Origin of the sequence: Methylobacterium sp. PvR107 (genome assembly GCF_017833295.1) — a bacterium.
In the GTDB taxonomy this organism is placed as follows: Bacteria; Pseudomonadota; Alphaproteobacteria; order Rhizobiales; family Beijerinckiaceae; genus Methylobacterium.
The window spans coordinates 6,081,149-6,100,701 of record NZ_JAFIBW010000001.1; the positions used below are offsets into that span (position 1 = coordinate 6,081,149).

Consider the following 19,553-nt stretch of genomic DNA (forward strand, 5'->3'; position numbering starts at 1 on the left):
AACGCGACAGAGCCGATCAGGGCCGCGCGTCATTGGGGGAGTCAATCATGAGGAAGACCACGCGATGGGCGGCGCTCGCCTTGTGCGCCGTCACGGTCTCGGCGGGCATAGGGCCGGCCGAGGCCCAACAGGCGGATCCCGCCCTCGACGGGGCACCGGCTCTGGTGCGGCCGGGCCCGAAGGCGAGCCGCGCGCAGAAGGCTCAGTACCGCGCGAACCGCGCCCGGCGCCGGACCATCCGTGAGGCCCGGAGCTTCGCGGGCGCCAGCAGCGCGGCGGCCTCGAGCATCGCGCAGGGCAGCACCGCGGCCCCGCCCAGCCTGCCGCCCGGCACGCTCGACCTCGGCAACGGGATCACCATGGTCCTGAACTACACGGGCGAGTTCGCCGCCAACCCGAAGGGCGGGATCCGCCAGGGCTCGGATTATGCCGGCCAGGTGTTCTTCGGCCTCGACGCCGATCTCGGCCGCCTCGCCGGGATCGACGGCGGCGCGGTCCACGCCATCGTGACGGAGCGCCACGGGCGCAGCCTGTCGAACGACTTCATCGGCAACACCACCAGCGTGCAGGAGATCTACGGCGGCGGCCAGACCGCGCATCTCTCGTCGCTGTCCTACGAGCAGAAGCTGTTCGACAACCGCCTCGACGTCGAGGTCGGCCGCCTCCTGGCCAATCCGAACTTCCTGGCCTCGCCGTTCTACTGCAACTTCCAGAACAACGGCATCTGCGGCGCTCCGAAGGGGGTGTTCAAGATGACGAACCTCACGTGGTGGCCGATCGCAACCTGGGGCGCCCACGGCAAGGCCTGGGTCACCGACACGGTGTTCGTGCATGCCGGCGTCTACGAGGTGAATCCGCGCGATCAGCAGGACGACCAGAACGGCATCGACTAGTCGACCCGGGGCGCCACCGGCGTCGTGGTGCCGGTGGAGGTCGGCTACTCGACCAATTTCGGCAACGACCCGCTTCCGCGCAACTACGGCATCGGCGCGATCATCGACCAGTCGGACTACACGGATCCGGTGCAGGACGTGCGCCGGGGCGCCTACCTGCTCAGCGGCCTCGACCCGCTGACCCGGTTCGGCCGGTCGGCGATCTACGCCCGGTTCGACCAGATGGTCTGGCGTCCGGATCCGACCGCCGTCCAGGGCCTGACCCTGTTCGGGACCTTCCTGGCCGGGACCGGCGGCCGCCAGTACGAAGACTACTTCCTGAACGGCGGCGCCGTCCTCACCGGCACTTTCCCGGGCCGTCCCTACGATATCTTGGGCGTCGGCTTCGCGCTGGAGCATTTCTCGCCGCTCGGCCTCGCCAATTACCGGGCCGCGCGTGCGTCGCTCGGCCTCGACAACCGCGGCATCGCCGCCACGCAGACCATCCTGGAGCTGAGCTACGGTATCCAGCTCACCCCGGCGGTGCGCCTGATGCCGAACCTGCAATACGTCATCAACCCGCAGCCGCAGGAGAAATTCGCCTTCCGGCCGCGGGCGATCCCCGATGCCGTCGTGGTCGGCGCGAAGCTGTCGGTGGACCTGTTCACGCTGGCGGGCCTCGCCAGGGGGCCGGGCAGCAACTGACGCCGGGCCCGGAGCGTCGCGGGCCGGCCCGCGACGCTCCGGGTTGATCGAGACCGGCCGCGCGGATCATCCGCGCGGCCGCACCGTTTCCGGGCGCGCCCGGACGGGCCGGCGCCGCCGGGCGCTCGACCGGGGGGGTCCGATACCCGGGTGGCGCGCCATCCGCCGGAACCTCCGGCCCGGCGCCGCATTGACTCTCAGATTATAGTTGTTCTAATTCGCAAGAGAGAACGGCACCACGCCGATCCGATCAGGAGACCCGCGACATGGCCAACGCGCATTGCGAGAGCTGCAAGTTCTTCGACGAGCACAAGGGCAATGGCGCCGCCGCCCTGGGCGACGCCGGCCTGTGCCGGTTCAACCCGCCGGTCAGCCAGCCGGAGCCGGAATCCAAGGGCCTGTGGCCGGTGGTCTCGTCGGGCGACTGGTGCGGCCACTTCACGGCCGAGATGACCGCGGCCGAGTAAGCCCTCCGCCACGGCGGATGATCGGGGCCAGCCATCGCGGCTGGCCCTTTTTCGTGCGCCGCGCCGGGCGCGATCAGCTCGGCCCGGCGGCCAAGTCGATCGCGTAGAGGTGCGCCTTGGACGTGATGAACCGGCGCGCCTCCCCCGGACCGAAGCAGCAATTCGAGCAGACCGGGATCAGTCCGAGCCGGTGACCGTCCACCGAGAAGACCTGAATGCCGGCCCCGGAACGCGTCCAGATCCAGCCGCCGCGGTCGACGCACAGCCCATCCGGAACGCCGGGCTCGGCCTCGACGACGGCGCGCCTCTCGCCCAGTGTCTGATCGGCCGCCACCGGGCAGGCCTAGATCCTGTGCCCGTCGCCACCCGCCGTGTGCGCGGTGTCGGTGACGTCGAGCGTGCGCCCGTCGGGCGCGAAGGCGAGGCCCTTGGGCTGTCCGCGCGCGGCCACGCACGTCAGGGCGGCGCTGGCCGGATCGAAGCGGTAGACGTTGTGATGGCCCGGATCGGGCTCGGCGAGGCGGCCCTGCCGCGGCGTGTTCAGCGCTGAGGCCGCCCGTTCGACTCGGCACCGGATGCGCGCGCGCACCGCATTGCCGGACCGCACCGCACAAACCATCGCGACTTAGCAGAATGTCTCATCGGCCAGCCTCTGTGGAGTAATTTATCCCAGAAATCGCCGGCTCAAGAGACGAAACCATCGTCGTCGGCTGTTTTGAGACAGACCGCGATGGTCGATCGCGCGCAATCCGCCAATCATGCGAGATAAAACAGGGCTCGAAAACCGCGATCGTGAGGAGAATATTTTTCTCTTACGGAGGAATTCGGAAAGCCGTTTCATTGACGTCGGTCGCGCCGGCCATCAATTCTGGTGCCCGGTTTGGATGTCCGATCGCGCAGCCTCCGTTCCTCGCGACGGAAGCGATTCGCCCTCCCGCCCCACCGCAAGGCACCTGGAATGACACGACCGAGACTCGTCGGGCTGAGCGCGAACCTGCAGCGCCCGTCCAAGACACGCACCCTGGTGGATGCCGTGCTGCGCGAGGCGAGCGCCCAGGCCGCCCTCGACGCCCGCATCCTCGACTTCGTCGATGCCGGCCCGGGTCTCGGGGCCGCCTGGAGCCGCGACCAGCTCGCGCCGGCCGCCCGCAGCGTGCTCGCGGCGGTCGAGGAGGCGGACGGGCTCGTGGTCGGCTCGCCGGTCTACAAGGGCGCCTATACCGGCCTGTTCAAGCACCTGTTCGACCTGGTCGATCCGGCAGTGCTGGCCGGCAAGCCCGTGGCCATCGTGGCCACCGGCGGCGGTCCACGCCACGCCCTCGTGGTCGAGCACGCCTTCCGGCCGCTGTTCGGATTCTTCGGCGCGCTCCAGATCCCGACGGCGGTCTACGCCTCCGATTCCGATTTCAGCGACGGCGTGCTGACCGACGTCGGCGTGCGCGCCCGCGCCACCGAGGCCGGCGGGCAGCTCGCCGCGCTGCTCCTCCATCGTGCGGCCCCGCTCGCGCTCGCCGCGGCGGAGTAAGGCGGCCGATGCTCGACCGACGCGCCCTGCTGGCCGCCCTCGCGGCCCTTCCCCTTGCACCGGCTCTGGGCCGGCGCGCCGTCGCGGCCGAGTCCGGCTTGGTGCGCATCGGCTACCAGAAGAACGGCATCCTGGTCGTCGCCAAGCAGCAGGGAATCATCGAGAAGCGCCTGGAGCCCCTCGGGCGGTCGGTGCGCTGGGTCGAGTTCTCCTTCGGGCCACCGCTGCTGGAAGCCCTGTCGCTGGATGGCATCGATCTCGGCCAGACCGGCGACGCCCCGCCGATCTTCGCACAGGCCGCGCGCTCCAACCTCGTCTACGCGGCCGCCCAGGAGGCCGGCGGCTCCGGCGCCGGGATCCTGTTGCCGAAAGGCTCGGAGATCCGCAGCCTCGCCGAGCTCAAGGGCAAGCGCGTCGCCTTCGCCAAGGCATCGAGCGCCCACAACCTGACCATCGCGGCCCTGGAGAAGGCCGGCCTGAGCTACGCCGACATCGAGCCTCTGACGCTGGCGCCCGCGGATGCCGCGGCCGCCTTCGCCCGGGGCAGCATCGACGCCTGGACGATCTGGGACCCGTACTTCGCCATCGCCGAGCAGGGGGAGGGCGTGCGCGTGCTGGTGCGCGCCACCGACGTCACCCCGCAGAACAACTTCTTCCTGGCGAGCCGGCCCTTCGCGGAGCGTCAGGGGCCGGCGCTCACCGCGGTGATCGCGGCGCTGGGCGAGGTGGCGGCCTGGTGCATGCAGAATCGCGGCGCGGTGGCCGAACTCCTGTCGCAGGGCACCGGCGTGCCGCTGGCCGCGACGCGGCGGGCGGTGGACCGGACCGACTACGTGATCGGCCCGATGACCGACCGCGTCGTCGCCGAGCAGCAGCGGGTCGCCGACCGCTTCCACGCCCTGAAGCTGATCCCCAAGCCGATCCGTATCGCCGACGCGGTCTGGACCGCCCCCGCCCGCAACGGCTGAGACCGACCGCAGAGAGCTATGACCGACCGATCGCCCCGCGCGCTGTCCCTGTCGCCCGCCAGCGGCCCCGCCCCGAGCCGCCGGCTGCTCCTGTCCGCCGGGCTCGGCCTGGCGGCGGCCGCGCTGCTGCGGCCGGCCCGCGCGGCCGGAAGCATCCGGATCGGCTACCAGAAATACGGCTCCCTCGTGCTGCTGAAGGGTCGCGGCACCCTGGAGAAGGCGCTCCAGCCACTCGGCACGACGGTGGCGTGGTCGGAATTCCCGTCCGGGCCGCCGCTGCTGGAGGCGCTGAATGCCGGGGCGATCGATTTCGGCTCGGCGGGCGAGGCGCCGCCGATCTTCGCCCAGGCGGCGAGCGCGGAGCTGCGCTACGTCGCCGCCGAGCCGCCGGCCCCGCGGGGCGAGGCGATCCTCGTGCCCAAGGACAGCCCGATCCGCAGCGTCGCCGAGCTGCGCGGCAAGACCATCGCGCTCAACAAGGGCTCGAACGTCCATTACCTGCTGGTGCGCGCCCTGGCGCAGGCCGGCGTGCCCTACGACGCGGTGACGCTCGCCTTCCTGGCGCCGGCGGATGCCAACGCCGCCTTCGTGCGCGGCTCGGTCGATGCCTGGGTGATCTGGGACCCGTTCCAGGCCGCCGCCGAGCGCGCCACCGGGGCCCGGGTCCTGGTCGACGGGCAGGGGGCCAACGGGCAGGGGCTCGCCCCCAACCGCCAGTTCTACCTGTCCCGGCGCGGCTTCACGGATGCGAGCCCCGAGCTCGTCTCGGCCGTGCTCAAGGCGATCGGGGCGGTCGATGCCTGGGCCGAGGGCCATGCCGAGGCCGTGGCGGCGGAACTCGCCCCCTCGGTGGGCATTCCCGCGCCGGTCCTCGGCGTCGCGCTGGGGCGCCTGTCCTACGGCGTCGCACCCCTCGACGCGACGGCGATCGCCGACCAGCAGAAGGTGGCCGACGCCTTCCACGGTCTCGGCCTCCTCCCGAAGCCGATCCGGGTCGCCGACGCCGTGTGGACGCCGCCCGGGCCCACGAACGACACCAAGTCCGAGAAGCGGACGGAGAACCGCTGATGCGCCCCTCCAAGCTCGAGCGCCTGGGCGACACGGCCCTGCCCTGGCTCGTGCCGGCGGTGATCCTGCTGGGCTGGCAGGCCGCGGTCTCGGCCGGCCTGGTCTCCAACCGGTTCATGCCGGCGCCCCTCGACGTGGTCCGGGCCGGCTGGGAGGCCGGGCGGACCGGGGAGCTCTGGACCAATCTCGGGGTCAGCACCCTGCGGGCGCTGGCGGGCTTCGTGGTCGGCGGCGGCATCGGCTTCGCGCTCGGCCTCGCCAACGGCCTGTCGCGCCTGTCGGAGCGGCTGACCGACACCTCGGTGCAGATGGTGCGCAACGTGCCCCACCTGTCGCTGATCCCGCTGGTGATCCTGTGGTTCGGCATCGGCGAGGAGGCCAAGCTGTTCCTCGTGGCGCTCGGCGTGTTCTTCCCGATCTACGCCAACACCCTGCACGGCATCCGCTCGGTGGATCCGGGCCTCGTGGAGATGGGCCGGGTCTACGGCATGTCCCGGACCGAGCTGTTCACCCGCGTGGTGCTGCCCGGCGCCCTGCCGTCGATCTTCGTCGGCCTGCGCTACGCGCTCGGCATCATGTGGCTGACCCTGATCGTCGCCGAGACGATCTCGGCCTCCTCGGGGCTGGGCTACATGGCCATGCAGGCCCGCGAGTTCATGCTGGTCGACGTCGTCGTGCTGGCGATCCTGATCTACGCGGCGCTCGGCAAGCTCGCCGACGCGCTCACCCGCCAGCTCGAGCGCGCCTGCCTCGCCTGGAACCCCGCCTACAGGAGCGCCTGATGCTGCTCGACGCCGTCCGCCGCGAGGCCCTTTCCGACCTCGGCACCGATCCCCGGCAGGCCGCCGCCACCGCGCCGGCGCGCACCCTCGCGGAACCCGCCGGCCGCGGGATCGCCGTCACCGTCCGCGACCTGCACAAGAGCTTCGACGGCAACGCCGTCATCGAAGGCCTGAACCTGTTCCTGCCGGCCGGGGGGTTCACCGCGGTGGTCGGGCGTTCCGGCTGCGGCAAGAGCACCCTGCTGCGCCTGATCCTCGGCCTCGAGACGCCGACCGGCGGCCGCATCGACCTCGAAGGGCCCGACGGCAGCCTGCGCCGCTCCGAGCCGCCGAAGCGGATCATGTTCCAGGAGCCGCGCCTGCTGCCCTGGGCGCGGGTCGTCGACAACGTCGCGGTCGGCCTGTCCGGCCACGGCTCCCGGGCCGAGCGCCGGGAGCGGGCGCTCGCAGCGCTGGCCGAAGTCGGCCTCTCCGACAAGGCCGGGCAGTGGCCCGCCACCCTGTCGGGCGGCCAGAGGCAGCGCGTGGCGCTGGCCCGGGCGCTGGTGAGCCGGCCGGGCCTGCTCGCCCTCGACGAGCCGCTGGGCGCCCTCGACGCCCTAACCCGGATCGGCATGCAGGACCTGATCGAGCGGATCTGGCAGGCGCAAGGGTTCACGGCGCTCCTCGTCACCCACGACGTCGCCGAGGCGGTGGCGCTGGCCGACCGCATCCTCGTGATCGAAGAAGGCCGGATCGCCCTTGACCTGCGGGTGGACGTGCCGCGCCCGCGCCGGCGGGGCGACCCGGATCTCGCCCGCCTCGAGGGCCGCATCCTCGATCACCTGCTCGGCACGCAGCCGACCGTCTGAAAGCGGGCCGCCGTTGCCCCGAAGCAACGGCCTGCCCTAGCTCTTGAAGATCGCCGGATGCGCGCAGTCGGATCCGGCTTTTCCGCATCCGGCCCCGGCCGCAAGGGAGATTCCGATGACCGCATCGACTGACGGGCGCGCCGACGTCCTCTGGTTCCTGCCGACCCACGGCGACGGGCGCTATCTCGGCGCCCAGGAGGGAGCCCGGGAGGTCTCGCTCTCCTATCTCCGGCAGATCGCGCAAGGCGCGGACGAGCTCGGCTATTACGGCGTGCTGCTGCCGACCGGGCGCTCCTGCGAGGATTCCTGGATCGTCGCCTCGGCGCTGGCGCCGCTGACCAAGCGCCTGCGCTTCCTCGTGGCGGTGCGGCCGGGCCTGATGGAGCCCGCCGCGGCGGCGCGCATGACCGCGACCCTCGACCGGATCTCGGACGGGCGCCTCCTGATCAACGTCGTCACCGGCGGCGACCCGGTGGAGCTCGCCGGCGACGGCGTGTTCCTGTCCCACGACGCGCGCTACGCGGTCACCGACGAGTTCCTGACGATCTGGCGCGGCCTGCTCGCGGGCGAGACCGTGACCTTCCAGGGCGAGCACCTGCGCACCGAGAACGGCCGGGTGATCTTCCCGCCGGTGCAGAAGCCCTATCCGCCGCTCTATTTCGGCGGCTCCTCGCCCGCCGGGATGGAGGTCGCGGCCGAGCATTGCGACGTCTACCTCACCTGGGGCGAGCCGCCGGCCCAGGTCGCGGAAAAGATCGCCGCCGCCCGGCAGGCCGCCGAAGCGAAGGGCAAGACCTTCTCGTACGGCATCCGCCTGCACGTCATCGCCCGGGAGACGGAAGGGGAGGCCTGGGACGCCGCCGGGCAGCTGATCTCGAAGCTCGACGACGCCACCATCGCCAAGGCGCAGGAGACCCTGAAGCGGCAGGATTCCGTCGGCCAGAGCCGCATGATGGCGCTCCACGGCGGCAGCCGCGACAAGCTCGTGGTGGCGCCGAACCTCTGGGCCGGCGTCGGCCTCGTCCGCGGCGGCGCCGGGACGGCTCTGGTCGGCTCGGCCAATCAGGTCGCCGACCGGATGAAGGAGTACATCGATCTCGGGATCGACCGCTTCATCCTCTCGGGCTACCCGCATCTGGAGGAGGCCTACCGCTTCGCCGAGCTGGTCTTCCCGAAGCTGCCGCTGCGCCCCACCACGGGCCGGCCGGCGGGCAATGCCCGCAACGACGGTCCGTTCGGCGAGATCATCGCCAACGACCTCGTCCCGACCCGCCGCGTCGGCGCGCACTGACCGGCAGATCGGCTTGGCCCACAATATTGGGCATGGCTGATCTGCATTCGTGCCATCCGGGTGTCATGGTGACGCCATCCTTGGCGTCCATCCGCCCCGCCCATTGCCGCGCGACGCGCTCGCGCGGCCTGGACGAGTAAAGGATGTCCATGACTGCGACCAAGACGGCCCTGTTGGCCATCGGTCTGTGCCTCGGCCCGGCCGCGGCCTTCGCGGCGCAATCCCCGGCCCGGGAGGCGCTCAAGCAATACTGCACCGGCGACTACATGGATTACTGCAGCGCCTACGCGCCGGGCGGCCCGGAGGTGGAGGCCTGCTTCAAGGCCAATCTCAAGAAGCTGACCCCCGGCTGCTCGGCGGCGATCACCGCCTACAAGAAGGAGCAGCGGGCGACCCGGCGCGTCAGCGAGGCGCGCTGAGCGCGCCGTCGAGGCCTCGCCCCATCTCGGGACGAGGTGGCGGCATCAGCGCAGGATCCGGGGGCGGCTCCGAGCCGCCGCCGGCCTGCACGATAATTTAAGCGCCTCGCTGTCATCAGGTTACGACAGAGTCCGGCCCAGCTTGAATCCCGTGAACCCGCGGCGATCCGCGCGCGACAGCACGGGATCTGCCGCGTCGGTCCGATCGGGACTTCGAGCAGCGGAAGTTGTGCTGATGACGACAGCCGAGATAGCGCCCGCCGCTTCCGAGCCCCGGGCGGAGGCCCGGGTGGCGCTGCTGCGCGGGGCCCGCATCGTCGCGGCCGCGGCCGTCACCGTGATGGTGCTGCTGCTCGACCTCATCAGCTACGCGCAGCTGATCTTCTCAGGCCCCCTGGCGGAGAGCCGGGCCGCCGGCCTGTCGGCGCTGCTCGCGGCCTACGTCCTGGGCAGCCTCGTCTTCATCGCCCTCCGCCGGACCGTGCGGGTCTCGCTCTCCTTCATCGGGGCGGCCGCGATCGTGCAGGCGGCCATCGCCGCGGCGGTGGCCGGGCAGCTGGAGGACGCGGGCGTGACCGATCCGGAGACGGTCGGCCAGCTCGTCCTCGTCGCCTGCGGCGTCTCGACCTTCGCCACCGGAACGGTCTTCGCGCTGCTCGGCACCCTGCGGGCCTCGCTGCTGGCGCAGCTCCTGCCCTACCCGGTGCTCGCCGGCTTCCTCGGCGGCGTCGGGCTGCTGTTCCTGCGCAGCGGCGTGCAGATCGGCGGCCATGTCGACGATCCCCTTGGGGCGCTCGTCCGCGCCCTCGATCCGGCGACCCTCGATCCGGGCCGGATCGATGCGGGCGCGCTCGCGCGCATCGCCCTGACCCTCGCCATCGGGTTCTGCGCCTTCTACCTGCCCCGGATCGTCCGGCACTGGGGGACCTATCCCACGGTCATCCTGGCGAGCCTCGTCGTGGTGCATCTCGGCCTGGCCTGGACAGGCACCAGCATCGGGGCCGCGCAAGCGGCGGGCTGGCTGATCGAGCCGCTGCCGGCGGGTTCCCTGCTGCGCCCGCCGGCCATCGGCAGCCTGCTGGCCTTCGATCCGCACCTCCTCCTGCCGATCTGGCCCAAGATCGCCACGCTGGTGATCGTCGCGGTGATCATCCAGATCCTCTACGTGGTCAGCGTCGAGCTGGAGATCCGGCGCGAGCTCAACATCGACCGGATCTTCGTCGCCTCCGGCGCCACCAACCTCGTCGCCAGCCTGTTCGGCAGCTCCGCCATGGGCTTCGGGCGGACCTCGACGCTGCTGCTGCACAATATCGGCGGCGGCCACTGGCTCGGCTGGTGGCTGACCCTCGCGGTCATGGCGGCGCTGCTGGTGATCGGCGCGAGCCCCCTCGCGCTGCTGCCCCGCCCCCTGGCCGGCGGCGCCCTGATCGCCATCGGCATCGGCCTGCTGTTCAACCTCGGCGTCGCCAGCCGGACCCTTCCGGCCTGGGAGATCGCCATCGCGCTGGTCGTGTGCGCGTCCACCGCGGTTTTCGGCGCGACCACGGGCTTCCTGGTCGGCGTCGTGCTGGCGATCCTGATCTTCGGCGTCGAGTACGGGCAGATCGGCGCAATCCGCCGGTCGCTGTCCGGGGCGGACAGGCGCAGCAGCGTCATCCGCGGCCCCGACGCGGCCGCCCGGCTCGAGGCGGCCGGCGGCCGCACCCGGATCTACACCCTGCAGGGCTACCTGTTCTTCCTCAACGCGCAGGCGGTCTACCGCCGGGCCGCCGCGGAGGCCGGGCCCCTGCGCGTCCTGATCCTCGATTTCCGCGAGACGGTGGGGCTCGACAGCTCGGCGCTGATCGCGTTCCGCAAGATCGGGCAGCTCGCCGAGCAGCGCGGCTTCGACGTGCTGCTGGTCCATCTCACACCGAGGGCGCTCCGGCAGGTCACGCGCAACGGCCTCGCCGGCGAAGCGCGGATCCGGATCCTCGACACCCTGGACGAGGCCCTGCGGGCCGCGGAGACGACACTGCTCGCGGAGGCCGGCGGCGCCGGTCCGGGCGAGGTCGCGGTCTTCGCCCGGCACATGGCCGACCGGCTGGGCTGCGCGTCCGGGCCGGGCGATTTCGGTCCCTACTTGACCGTGCGCGACCTGCCCGCCGGCGCGGTTCTGATGCGCCAGGGGGAGGCGGCCGAGGCGCTGTACTTCCTCGAGACGGGCCTCGTCTCCATCGAGATGGAGGTCCCCGGCCGCGCCAACCTGCGGCTGCGCACCACCACGGCCGGGACGGTGATCGGCGAGATCGCGCTGGTGCGGGGCGGCCGGCGCACCGCCACGGCCATCGCCGAGACGGCCTGCCGGGTGGCCGGGATCGACCGCGCCGCCCTCGCCCGCATGGAACGGGAACGGCCCGACCTCGCGCTGTTCTTCCAGCGCTTCCTGATCCTGGAACTCGCCGGCAAGGTTTCGGACACCAACCGGCTGCTCGAAGCCGAGATGCAGTGACCTGCCCGGGGGCACCGGGAGTCATGCCGCGGCTCAGCCCGCCGCCAGCACCACGGCGAGCCCGATATGGGTGACCTGATGGAGGAACTGGTCGGCGCCGATCAGCCACCAGAACCGGGCGTCGGTGGGCGGCAGGCGGGTCCGCTGGCCGACCAGGGCCTTGCCGCGGTCGATCGCCGTGTGGATCGCGAAATCCACGAGCGCCAGCCACCACAGGGCCGGCTGGACCATCAGGGCGATCAGCAGGGTGCCGAGGCCGTGCAGGGCGGTGTGGGCGCAGAGCGGGGCGAGCCAGCCCGAGCCGCGCTCCTTGCCCTGCGCCATCCAGGTGCTCTGCAGGAGGAAATCCGCCCCGAGCTGCTTCACCGCGAAGGCGAGGAACAGCAGCGCGAAGGCCCCAACCGGAACAGGCGTGTCGACGGACGGCATCGCGGCCCTGGTGCTCCTCCTCCGGCCCCGGGGAACAGGTCCGCGACCCGAATCGGGGACGGGCCAGCATACACGCCTGGTCCTGCCCTGACGCGCAGGGGAACCCGGCCCGCCGGACCGGTGTGACCGGCCGCCGGGTGCCCGAGGGCGCGTGCCGGCCGTCCCCGACAGAGAGAATGAAAAACTACAGAACACCGGCAGCAGGACAGTATTATCCCACCATTACAAAGCAAAAATCCTCGCTATCCATCTATAAAATTGACGTCGTTGAGTTTTTAATCGTTCTAATTCATGAAGATAAATATTGTTCGGTCAATGGCGCGCGTGTTAGCCGTCACATCTGCATGGACCGTGCAAGCGTGACAATGTGAGCGCGACAGTGGCGACCTTGAAGCGCGACGTCATCCGCGACGACCTCGGCGGGACCACGAAGGCTTCCGGGTTCGGAGCGCTCGCGGTGTTCGAGCGCCATCGCGTCACCTATCTCGCGAGCGCCCGCCGCATCCTCGGCTGCCCAGCTCAAGCGGAGGACGTTGTCCAGGATGTCATGCTCCGGCTGATCGCTGATCCGCCCGAGGCCGCGGAGGGCTTCCTGGCCGCCTATGTCGGGCGGATGGTGCGCAATCTCGCCCTCGATCGGGCGCGGCGGCGCGGCCTCGAACGGCGCCTGTTCACCGGCCTCGACGATGCCCCGGACCCCGCCGATGCCGGGGGAGGGACGCCCGAGGCGGCCGCGGCCTCGCGCGAATCCCTGCGGCAGGTCGAGGCCGCGGTGGCCGAGCTGCCGGAGCCGGTGCGCACCGCGTTCCGGCTGCACCGGGTCGAGGGCGTGCCGCAGACCGAGATCGCGGCCCGGCTCGGCGTCTCACGCGCCCTGGTGTGCGGCCTCGTGCGTCGGGGACACCTGCACTGCCTCGCGGCCCTCGACCGCCGCTGCGGGGCCTGCCCGGCGCGCGTCCGCGAGCCAGCCGAGCATCAGCACCAAGCCCATCCCGTCCGCCAGGACCTCCGCCACGACCCGGCTGGCGAGCACCCCCGTGTAGCCCATGAGCGGCGGCAGGATCAGGAGCGACGGGATCAGCGCCAGCCCCTGCGCGGCCAGCGACACCGCCGCGGCCCGGCGCGGCGCGCCGATCGCCTGGAACAGGGTCGCGGCGGTGAGCTGTAGGCCCACCGGCACGAAGGCGGCGGCGAAGACCGTGAGCGCGCGGGCGCCTTCGCGGGCCGTGCCGGGATCCTGTGCGAACAGCCCGGCGAGCGGCTCCGCCAGCGCGAGCATCAGCCCGCCGACGGCGATCCCGTAGGCGAGGGCCGCGGCCAGCACGAAGCCGAGGCCGCGGTGGAGCCGGTCCCGGCGGCCGGCGCCGGAGGCGTGGCCGAGCACCGCCTGGGCGCCCGCCATCATGCCGAGCAGCGGCAGGGCCGCCACCAGGGTCAGCCGCAGGGCGATGCTCTGGGCGGCGACCGCGGCGGCGCCGTAGGGGGCGGCGGCCTCCACGAACAGCGCCATCGCGAAGGCCGCGAGCAGGCTGGAACCGGTGGCCGGAACGGCGAGCCGCAGGGCCTCCGGCAGCAGGCCGGCCGCGCTCCGGCCGCCGGGCCATCGGAACCGGATCCGGTCCGGGCCACGCGCCCGGGCGAAGTGCAGGCCGTAGGCTCCGGCCCCCGCCAGCTGTGCGCCGATGGCCGCCCAGCCCGCGCCCGCGGTGCCGAGGCCGCAGAGGCGGATCAGCACCCCGTCGAGCAGGATGTTCAGGCCGAAGCTCCCCACCATGATGGCGCCGCTCAGGCGCGCATGCCCCTGGGCGCGCACGATGAAGCCGCCAACGATCATCACCAGCATCAGGGCCGTGCCCAGGGTGGACAGCACGGTGTAGGGGGCGGCCGCTTCGGCGAGCGCCGCATCGGCCCCGAGGAGACCGAGCCAGAACGGCGTGTCGATCAGGATCGCGGCCGTCACCGCCAGCCCGGCCGGCAGGCTCAGCCAGAAGCCCAGGACGGCGGCCGCGTCGGCCCGGCGGCGGTCGCCCGCGCCGAGCGCCCGCGCGACCTGCGAGGCCGCCGCGATCCCGGCGCCGTAGCCGAGCGCCGCGACCAGCAGCGTCACCGGATACGCGATGGCGATGGTCGCGATGGCCGCCGCGCCGAGATCGGCCACGAACCACGCATGGACCAGCATCTGCAGCGCGTGGGCCGAGATCCCGAGGATCGCCGGTCCCGACAGGCGCAGGACCAGGGCGACGACGCCGTCCTGGTCGAGATCGACCGGCCGCCTCACGGGGCCGTCGCGGCGGGCCGGATCGCCGCGCGGGCCGCGCGCTCCGCGTCGAGGATCGTCCGCGCGATGGCGCCGGCCCGCACCGGCAGGATCGACAAAAGCGTCTCGGTCAGCCCGTGGGTCGGCTCGCTGAAGCCCTGGAGGTGCAGGCTCACCCGGGGCTCCGCGGAGACGAGCGGCAGGCGGTAGTGCCGGTCCGCGGTCTCGCCGTCCATGTACGGGCGCACGGGATCGAGGACCGCCGGCACCGTGGCGCGCTGGTAGCCGGTGGCGCAGATCACCGCCGCGTAGGGCTGCCGCTCCTCGGTCCCGGCGACGTCGTCGCGCAGGGTCGTGCACAAGCCCTCGGAGGCCGGCTTCAGCGCCACGACCCGGGTGCTGCGCCGCAGCCGGTAGCGGGTCACGCCGCTGACCTCCTGCTCGTAGAGCGTCGCGTAGAAGTCCTGGATCAGGTCCGCGTCGACCACCGCGTAGTTGGTCGACCGGTGCGCGGCGATCAACTCGGCCCGCACCGGTTCTGGGGCGTCGTGGATGCGGTCGACGGCGGCCGGGTCGAAGATCTCGTTGACGAAGGGGCTGTCATCGGCGGGCTTCAGGGCGGGCCCGCGGATCGCCAGATCGACCAGGGCGCGCGGGTAGCGCGCGCCGAGATCGGTGGCGATCTCCACGGCGCTCTGACCCGCGCCCACCACCAGGATGCGCGGCTCCGGCCCGTCGAGGCGCGGCGCACCGAGGGCCTGGGCGATTCCCGGCAGGTACCAGGACGAGTGGATCACCCGCCGGTCCCGGGCGTGCGCCGCGAAGGGGGCGGGGATCGCCGGATCGCCGCCGGCCGCCACGACCAGGTGGCGGCAGCGGCGCAGGCGGCGCGCCCCGACCCCGTCCCGGGCCTCGACCACGAAGGCGGCGAGCCGCCCGTCCCGGGTCTCGGGCCGCACGGCCTCCACGGTCTCGCCGTAGGCCACGACGTCGGAGAAGCGGTCCGCCGCCCAGGCGAGGTAGTCGTTGTACTCGACCCGTGACGGGTTGAACGTCTTGAGGTTGAGGAAGGTGCTGAGCCGCCCCTTCACGTGCAGGTAGTTGAGGAAGCTGAACGGGCTCGTCGGGTCGCGCAGGGACACGAGGTCCTTCACGAAGCTGATCTGCATGTCGGCCCCGGGCAGCATCATCGCCCGGTGCCAGCCGAACTGCGCCTGCCGCTCGATGAAGCGCATCGCGGGTCGGGGCGGCCCGTCGCGCATCGCGTCCTGCAGGGCGATGGCCAGGGACAGGTTGGCCGGGCCGAAGCCGATGCCGATGATGTCGTCGGTTGCGGGGTGATCCGTCATCGCGCGCGTCTCTGCTCGATCGGAGGAGGGTCTAGACCGGCACGCTCGGGGGCCGCGGCGCCGCGTCGGCGGCCGCGGCGCCCGGCACCCAGAGCCGGTCGCGGACGAAATGCGCCCGCGACAGGGCGACCAGGGCCGCGCGCTTGTGCGGGAAGTCGACGGTGGCGATCGTCGCGAAACCGGAGGCGTGGAGGTTCCGGATCTGCCGGGCGTGGTCGGCCCGGGGCTCGCCGACGATGCGCTGCGTGCGCGGCTCGTCCAGGAACAGGTAATGCATCAGCGAGGGGAGCCAGGCCGAGAGGTATGGCCGCCCGCGCACGGCGTCGTCGCCGATCGCCACGTGCCAGCCGCGATCGTAGGGGCCGGATTCGTAGAGCGGGCCGAGCCGGCTCTCCCGCGCCCAGTACAGCTCGAAATAGCCGAACGGAATCCCGTCGAGACAGCCGAACAGCGGCAGGGTCGCGGGGTCTTCCTGGAGCCGACCGAGATAGGCGGCGTGCGCCTCGAGGGTGCCGGTCTCCTGCCAGACAGCGGCGACCCGGGGATCGTTCATCCAGGTCGAGAACAGGATGACGTCGCCGGGCTCGGTCAGGGTCCGGAAGCTCAAGCGCCGGCCGAGCCACGGGATGGTGCGCCCGTAGACCGTGCCGGCCGGCGTCTCGGGCCGCAGCGGGTGCCGGCGGCCCTGCGTGACGGTGAACAGCTCGGGGAAGGGCGGCCGGGTGGCCGGGAGCCAGCGGGCGGCGCATTGCCAGAGCAGGCCCGGCAGGATCTCGACGCCGCCGCCGATACGCCGGGCGGCCCCGAGGGCGAGCAGACGCCCGGCCGTGTCCGGATCGGCCTCGACGCCGATGCGCAGCACCCGCGTGTCCGCGGCGGTCAGCGCCTCGGCGCGCGCGAGGATCGCCGCCGCGGCCGCCGCCGGATCGCCGGGCCCGCCGAGGCGGATCACCGGCGCCTCCCGGGTCCCGTCCAGGACGAGCGAAACCCGCGCCGCGTCGTCCGTCCCGCCGTCGTGCGTGCCGGGCCTCGAAGCGTCCGTCATCCGTCCTCCGGGTGGCGCCGGCGCGTGTCGCCGGCCCCTCCCTGACGGTTGGGGCCGCCTGGTGTTCAGGCGATGGGCGCGGATGCCGTTCCGGCCGCCGCGGGTACGCCGCCGTGAACGCCACCCCGCCTCAACCGTCAGTCCGTCGAGGCCCGGAGCGGCGCAGGAGCGAGCGGATGGACAGGCAGGCCGGCCAGGAGGCGAGCACGGAGGCGAGCGCGGACTGGACGCAGGGTCCGGTGGTGGTGGCGTTCGACCGGGCCGGGCACGGTGCGTTCTGGCCGGCTCGGCGCGCGCTGCCGGCCGGCTGGACGCGTGCCTGCGATCCCTGCGGGATCGACGCGGCGCGCGCCTGGATCGCGGATCCGGCGCACGCGCCCGGGCCGGCCCGGGCGACGGAGCCCGCCCCCGATGCCGACCGCGAGACCGTCCCGGCGCGCCTCGCCCGCCTCGCCGCGGCGGCACCGGAGCGGCCGGCGGTGCTGTTCGACGGGGAGATCCTCACCCGCGGCGCCCTGGACGCCCGGGCGGCCGCCCTGGCGGCCGGGCTCGCCGCGCGCGGGATCGGGCGCGGAGACCGGGTCGCGGTGGCGCTGGACCGGTCCCCGGACCTGATCGTGGCGCTGCTCGGGGTGCTGCGCGCCGGCGCGGCCTTCCTGCCCCTCGATCCCGCCTACCCGGCGGCCCGGGTGCAGATGATGCTGGCCGATGCCGCCGTCGCGGATTGCCTCACGACCCCCGCGATCGCCGAACGCCTCGCGCTGCCCGCCGGGATCGCGCGGCTCGATCCCGCAGCCCTGCGCGCCGCCGCGCCCGCCGGCCGGGCCTGCGCCATGCCGGAACCGGGGGATCCGGCCTACCTGATCTACACCTCGGGCTCCACGGGCACGCCGAAGGGCGTCCTCGTCGAGCACGGGCCGCTCGCCATGCATTGCCGCACCACCGCGGCGGCCTACGCGATGGGCGAGGCGTCGCGCGAGCTCCACGTCCTGTCCTTCGCCTTCGACGGCGCCCACGAGCGCTGGATGACGCCCCTCATGGCGGGCGGCTGCATCGTGCTGCGCGGACCCGAACTCTGGACCGCCGCCGAGACCCTGGCGCAGATCCGCCGCCACCGGGCGACCCATGCGGGCTTTCCCACGAGCTTCATCGGCCAGCTCGCCGAATGGGCCGAGCGGCTGGGCGCGGCGCCCTCGGTCGAGGTCTACTCCTTCGGCGGCGAGGGCATGGCCCGCGAGACCTTCGCGCGGCTCGGCCGCGCCCTGAAGCCCCGGCTGCTGATCAACGGCTACGGCCCGACCGAGTGCGTGATCTCGCCGCTGATCTGGACGGTTCCGCCGGAGACGACCTTCGACGAGCCCTACGCGCCGATCGGACGACCGGTCGGGGCCCGGGCGGCCTACGTGCTGGGGCCCGACCTCGTACCCGTGGGGGAGGGGGAGACCGGCGAGCTCTATATCGGCGGCGGCCTCGCCCGGGGCTACTGGCGGCAACCCGCGCTCACCGCCGAGCGCTTCCTGCCGGACCCGTTCGCGGAAAGCGGCGGCCGGATGTACCGCACCGGCGACCGGGTGTGGCGGCGGCCCGACGGCAGCCTCGCCTTCGCGGGCCGGGCGGACGATCAGGTCAAGATCCGCGGCCACCGGATCGAGATCGGCGAGGTCGAGGCGGCGCTCCGCGGGCTGCCGGGAGTCGCGGAGGCGGTCATCCTGCGCCGGGACGGCCCGGCCGGCGCCTATCTCGCGGGCTACGTCGTCCCGGCCCCCGGCCGGCGTCTCGAGGCCGGGCGCCTGCGCGCCGGCCTCGCCCGCACCCTGCCGGAGCCGATGGTGCCGGCGAGCCTGATCCTGCTCGACCGCCTGCCGGTCACCGCCAACGGCAAGCTCGACCGCGACGCCCTGCCGGACCCCGCCGCCGACGACCGGCGCGGGCGGCCGCCGGGCACCGCCACGGAGCGGCGGCTCGCGGGGATCTGGTCCGACGTGCTGGGCTTCCCGGTCCGGGTCGCGGATCGGCGCTTCTTCGAACTCGGCGGCGATTCCCTCTCGGCCCTGCGGCTGGTGGCGCGCCTGCGCCTGATCGCGCCCCGGGGCGGGATCGGGGTGGCGGATCTCCTGCGCGATCCGACCATCGCCGAGCTGGCGGCCCGGATCGAGGCCGGCGCGGCCTCCGCCGAGGACGGGCCGGCCGCCCTGGTCCGGCTGTCCGCCGGACGCCCGGGCGGCGGCCGGCCGCTGCTCGTGCTGTTCCCGGGGCTGCTCGTCAGCACCCGGGAATACGAGCCCCTGGTCGCCCATCTCGGACCGGAGCCGGAGGCGCACGGCTTCCTCTGCGCCTCGCTGGTCGCGGACGTGCGGCCCCTGCCGGCCGTCGCCGACCTCGCCGCCGCCTATGCCGAGCGGGTGCGCGCCCTGATGCGCGACCGGGCGGGCCGTTGCGTGTTCCTGGGCTGGTCCTGGGGCGGGGTTCTCGCCTACGAGACCGCCCGCCTTCTCGGCCCGGACTTTCCCCTGGACTGGGTCGGGATGCTCGACGCCTGCGGGCTGGAGCCCAATTTCGCCCCCGGCGCCGGCCGGCCGCTCGGGCCCGAGGAGCGGGCGGCGCACGCGGCGATGCTGGCGGCCTGGCTCGACCGCGCGCCGATGCGGCCCCAATGGGAGGCCCTGCGCGCCCGCATGGATCCGGAGGCGGAGGCGCAGTTCCTGCGCTTCCTGGCCGCCGAGCCGCAGCCGCTCCCCGCCGACGGTCCCGAGGTCGGCAGCCGGGAGCGGATGCTCTGGACGCTGGTCGACCACGCCATCCAGTTCCGCGCCCTGCGGCTGGAGCCGGGCGCGGTGCCGATCCGGAGCTTCGTGGCCGCGGATTCCCTGGCCCGGGGCCGGCCGGTGATCGACTGGGCGCCGCTCACCGGCCGGCTCCTGGCGGTGGAGACCGTCCCGGAGACCGACCATCTCGACATCGTGCTGTCGCCGCACCTGCACGCCCGGATCGCCGCGCTGACGGCGGCGTCCCCGGTCTGGAGCGCGGCCTGACC

General features: G+C 73.1%; 16 protein-coding genes and 2 pseudogenes. 12 read left to right on the forward strand and 6 right to left on the reverse strand.

The window, feature by feature from the left end; translation table 11 throughout:
* Positions 1–47 precede the first annotated feature (47 nt).
* Positions 48–1,577: pseudogene (locus JOE48_RS28805) on the forward strand (carbohydrate porin).
* Between the two features lie 266 nt (positions 1,578–1,843).
* Positions 1,844–2,044 carry a hypothetical protein gene (locus JOE48_RS28810; protein ID WP_210035080.1) on the forward strand — a complete coding sequence of 67 codons (201 nt, stop codon included), beginning with the start codon at positions 1,844–1,846 and terminating at the stop codon, positions 2,042–2,044.
* A 73-nt stretch (positions 2,045–2,117) separates the two neighbouring features.
* Here the strand turns inward: JOE48_RS28810 and JOE48_RS30670 are convergent, their stop codons facing one another.
* Together JOE48_RS30670 and JOE48_RS30675 are read right to left on the reverse strand one after the other, a co-directional pair.
* Positions 2,118–2,378, reverse strand: a complete 261-nt coding sequence (locus JOE48_RS30670) for an SMP-30/gluconolactonase/LRE family protein (RefSeq protein ID WP_312893392.1) — start codon at positions 2,376–2,378, stop codon at positions 2,118–2,120.
* A 9-nt stretch (positions 2,379–2,387) separates the two neighbouring features.
* Entirely contained in the window at positions 2,388–2,633 is a 246-nt protein-coding gene (locus JOE48_RS30675; RefSeq protein ID WP_245253007.1) for a hypothetical protein, read from the reverse strand.
* Between the two features lie 369 nt (positions 2,634–3,002).
* On the opposite strand from JOE48_RS30675, the gene msuE reads away from it, so the two are divergent.
* From msuE to JOE48_RS28855, 8 genes are all read left to right on the forward strand, one after another.
* Positions 3,003–3,569 (forward strand): FMN reductase, encoded by a 567-nt coding sequence (gene msuE / locus JOE48_RS28820; protein WP_210035082.1) that lies wholly within the window; start codon positions 3,003–3,005, stop codon positions 3,567–3,569.
* A gap of 8 nt (positions 3,570–3,577) precedes the next feature.
* Positions 3,578–4,537, forward strand: a complete 960-nt coding sequence (locus JOE48_RS28825; protein ID WP_210035083.1) for an aliphatic sulfonate ABC transporter substrate-binding protein — start codon at positions 3,578–3,580, stop codon at positions 4,535–4,537.
* 18 nt (positions 4,538–4,555) lie between these two features.
* Entirely contained in the window at positions 4,556–5,605 is a 1,050-nt protein-coding gene (locus JOE48_RS28830) for a sulfonate ABC transporter substrate-binding protein (protein ID WP_210035086.1), read from the forward strand.
* Complete coding sequence (gene ssuC, locus JOE48_RS28835; protein WP_210035088.1) at positions 5,605–6,387, forward strand: aliphatic sulfonate ABC transporter permease SsuC; 783 nt, start codon at positions 5,605–5,607, stop codon at positions 6,385–6,387. Before JOE48_RS28830 ends, ssuC begins: the two co-directional genes overlap by 1 nt.
* Positions 6,387–7,238 carry an ATP-binding cassette domain-containing protein gene (locus JOE48_RS28840; RefSeq protein ID WP_210035091.1) on the forward strand — a complete coding sequence of 284 codons (852 nt, stop codon included), beginning with the start codon at positions 6,387–6,389 and terminating at the stop codon, positions 7,236–7,238. Before ssuC ends, JOE48_RS28840 begins: the two co-directional genes overlap by 1 nt.
* Positions 7,239–7,353: 115 nt before the next feature.
* Positions 7,354–8,529 (forward strand): FMNH2-dependent alkanesulfonate monooxygenase, encoded by a 1,176-nt coding sequence (ssuD, locus tag JOE48_RS28845; protein ID WP_210035092.1) that lies wholly within the window; start codon positions 7,354–7,356, stop codon positions 8,527–8,529.
* A 149-nt stretch (positions 8,530–8,678) separates the two neighbouring features.
* Positions 8,679–8,948, forward strand: a complete 270-nt coding sequence (locus JOE48_RS28850) for a hypothetical protein (RefSeq protein ID WP_210035094.1) — start codon at positions 8,679–8,681, stop codon at positions 8,946–8,948.
* 235 nt (positions 8,949–9,183) lie between these two features.
* On the forward strand, positions 9,184–11,439 hold the full coding sequence (locus JOE48_RS28855; protein WP_210035096.1) for a cyclic nucleotide-binding domain-containing protein: 2,256 nt from the start codon (positions 9,184–9,186) through the stop codon (positions 11,437–11,439).
* Between the two features lie 33 nt (positions 11,440–11,472).
* On the opposite strand, the gene JOE48_RS28860 is transcribed toward JOE48_RS28855, so the two are convergent.
* Entirely contained in the window at positions 11,473–11,868 is a 396-nt protein-coding gene (locus JOE48_RS28860; protein ID WP_192709232.1) for a DUF3307 domain-containing protein, read from the reverse strand.
* 457 nt (positions 11,869–12,325) lie between these two features.
* Between JOE48_RS28860 and JOE48_RS30680 the strand changes: the two are divergent.
* Positions 12,326–12,709, forward strand: a pseudogene (locus JOE48_RS30680) (sigma-70 family RNA polymerase sigma factor); the annotation flags it as partial.
* Between the two features lie 24 nt (positions 12,710–12,733).
* Here JOE48_RS30680 and JOE48_RS30690 read toward each other — a convergent pair.
* From JOE48_RS30690 to JOE48_RS28875, 3 genes are read right to left on the reverse strand one after another with little or no spacing between them, the layout of a single operon-like run.
* Positions 12,734–14,146 (reverse strand): MATE family efflux transporter, encoded by a 1,413-nt coding sequence (locus tag JOE48_RS30690; protein ID WP_312893393.1) that lies wholly within the window; start codon positions 14,144–14,146, stop codon positions 12,734–12,736.
* Complete coding sequence (locus JOE48_RS28870; protein ID WP_210035103.1) at positions 14,143–15,474, reverse strand: lysine N(6)-hydroxylase/L-ornithine N(5)-oxygenase family protein; 1,332 nt, start codon at positions 15,472–15,474, stop codon at positions 14,143–14,145. The genes JOE48_RS30690 and JOE48_RS28870 overlap by 4 nt, the downstream gene beginning before the upstream one ends.
* A 31-nt stretch (positions 15,475–15,505) precedes the next feature.
* Positions 15,506–16,519 (reverse strand): GNAT family N-acetyltransferase, encoded by a 1,014-nt coding sequence (locus JOE48_RS28875; RefSeq protein ID WP_210035104.1) that lies wholly within the window; start codon positions 16,517–16,519, stop codon positions 15,506–15,508.
* Positions 16,520–16,695: 176 nt separating this feature from the next.
* Here JOE48_RS28875 and JOE48_RS28880 point away from each other — a divergent pair, with 176 nt between their 5' ends.
* Positions 16,696–19,551 (forward strand): amino acid adenylation domain-containing protein, encoded by a 2,856-nt coding sequence (locus JOE48_RS28880; RefSeq protein ID WP_210035105.1) that lies wholly within the window; start codon positions 16,696–16,698, stop codon positions 19,549–19,551.
* Positions 19,552–19,553 lie beyond the last annotated feature (2 nt).

Bases quoted from the DNA above. Each gene is read 5' to 3' on its own strand.
- JOE48_RS28880 (WP_210035105.1), top strand. From the start codon at position 16,696: ATGGACAGGCAGGCCGGCCAGGAGGCGAGCACGGAGGCGAGCGCGGAC.
- JOE48_RS28830 (WP_210035086.1), top strand. From the start codon at position 4,556: ATGACCGACCGATCGCCCCGCGCGCTGTCCCTGTCGCCCGCCAGCGGC.
- JOE48_RS28860 (WP_192709232.1), bottom strand. From the start codon at position 11,868: ATGCCGTCCGTCGACACGCCTGTTCCGGTTGGGGCCTTCGCGCTGCTG.
- ssuD (WP_210035092.1), top strand. From the start codon at position 7,354: ATGACCGCATCGACTGACGGGCGCGCCGACGTCCTCTGGTTCCTGCCG.
- JOE48_RS28870 (WP_210035103.1), bottom strand. From the start codon at position 15,474: ATGACGGATCACCCCGCAACCGACGACATCATCGGCATCGGCTTCGGC.
- JOE48_RS28850 (WP_210035094.1), top strand. From the start codon at position 8,679: ATGACTGCGACCAAGACGGCCCTGTTGGCCATCGGTCTGTGCCTCGGC.
- JOE48_RS28825 (WP_210035083.1), top strand. From the start codon at position 3,578: ATGCTCGACCGACGCGCCCTGCTGGCCGCCCTCGCGGCCCTTCCCCTT.
- JOE48_RS28810 (WP_210035080.1), top strand. From the start codon at position 1,844: ATGGCCAACGCGCATTGCGAGAGCTGCAAGTTCTTCGACGAGCACAAG.
- JOE48_RS28855 (WP_210035096.1), top strand. From the start codon at position 9,184: ATGACGACAGCCGAGATAGCGCCCGCCGCTTCCGAGCCCCGGGCGGAG.
- msuE (WP_210035082.1), top strand. From the start codon at position 3,003: ATGACACGACCGAGACTCGTCGGGCTGAGCGCGAACCTGCAGCGCCCG.
- ssuC (WP_210035088.1), top strand. From the start codon at position 5,605: ATGCGCCCCTCCAAGCTCGAGCGCCTGGGCGACACGGCCCTGCCCTGG.
- JOE48_RS28840 (WP_210035091.1), top strand. From the start codon at position 6,387: ATGCTGCTCGACGCCGTCCGCCGCGAGGCCCTTTCCGACCTCGGCACC.
- JOE48_RS28875 (WP_210035104.1), bottom strand. From the start codon at position 16,519: ATGACGGACGCTTCGAGGCCCGGCACGCACGACGGCGGGACGGACGAC.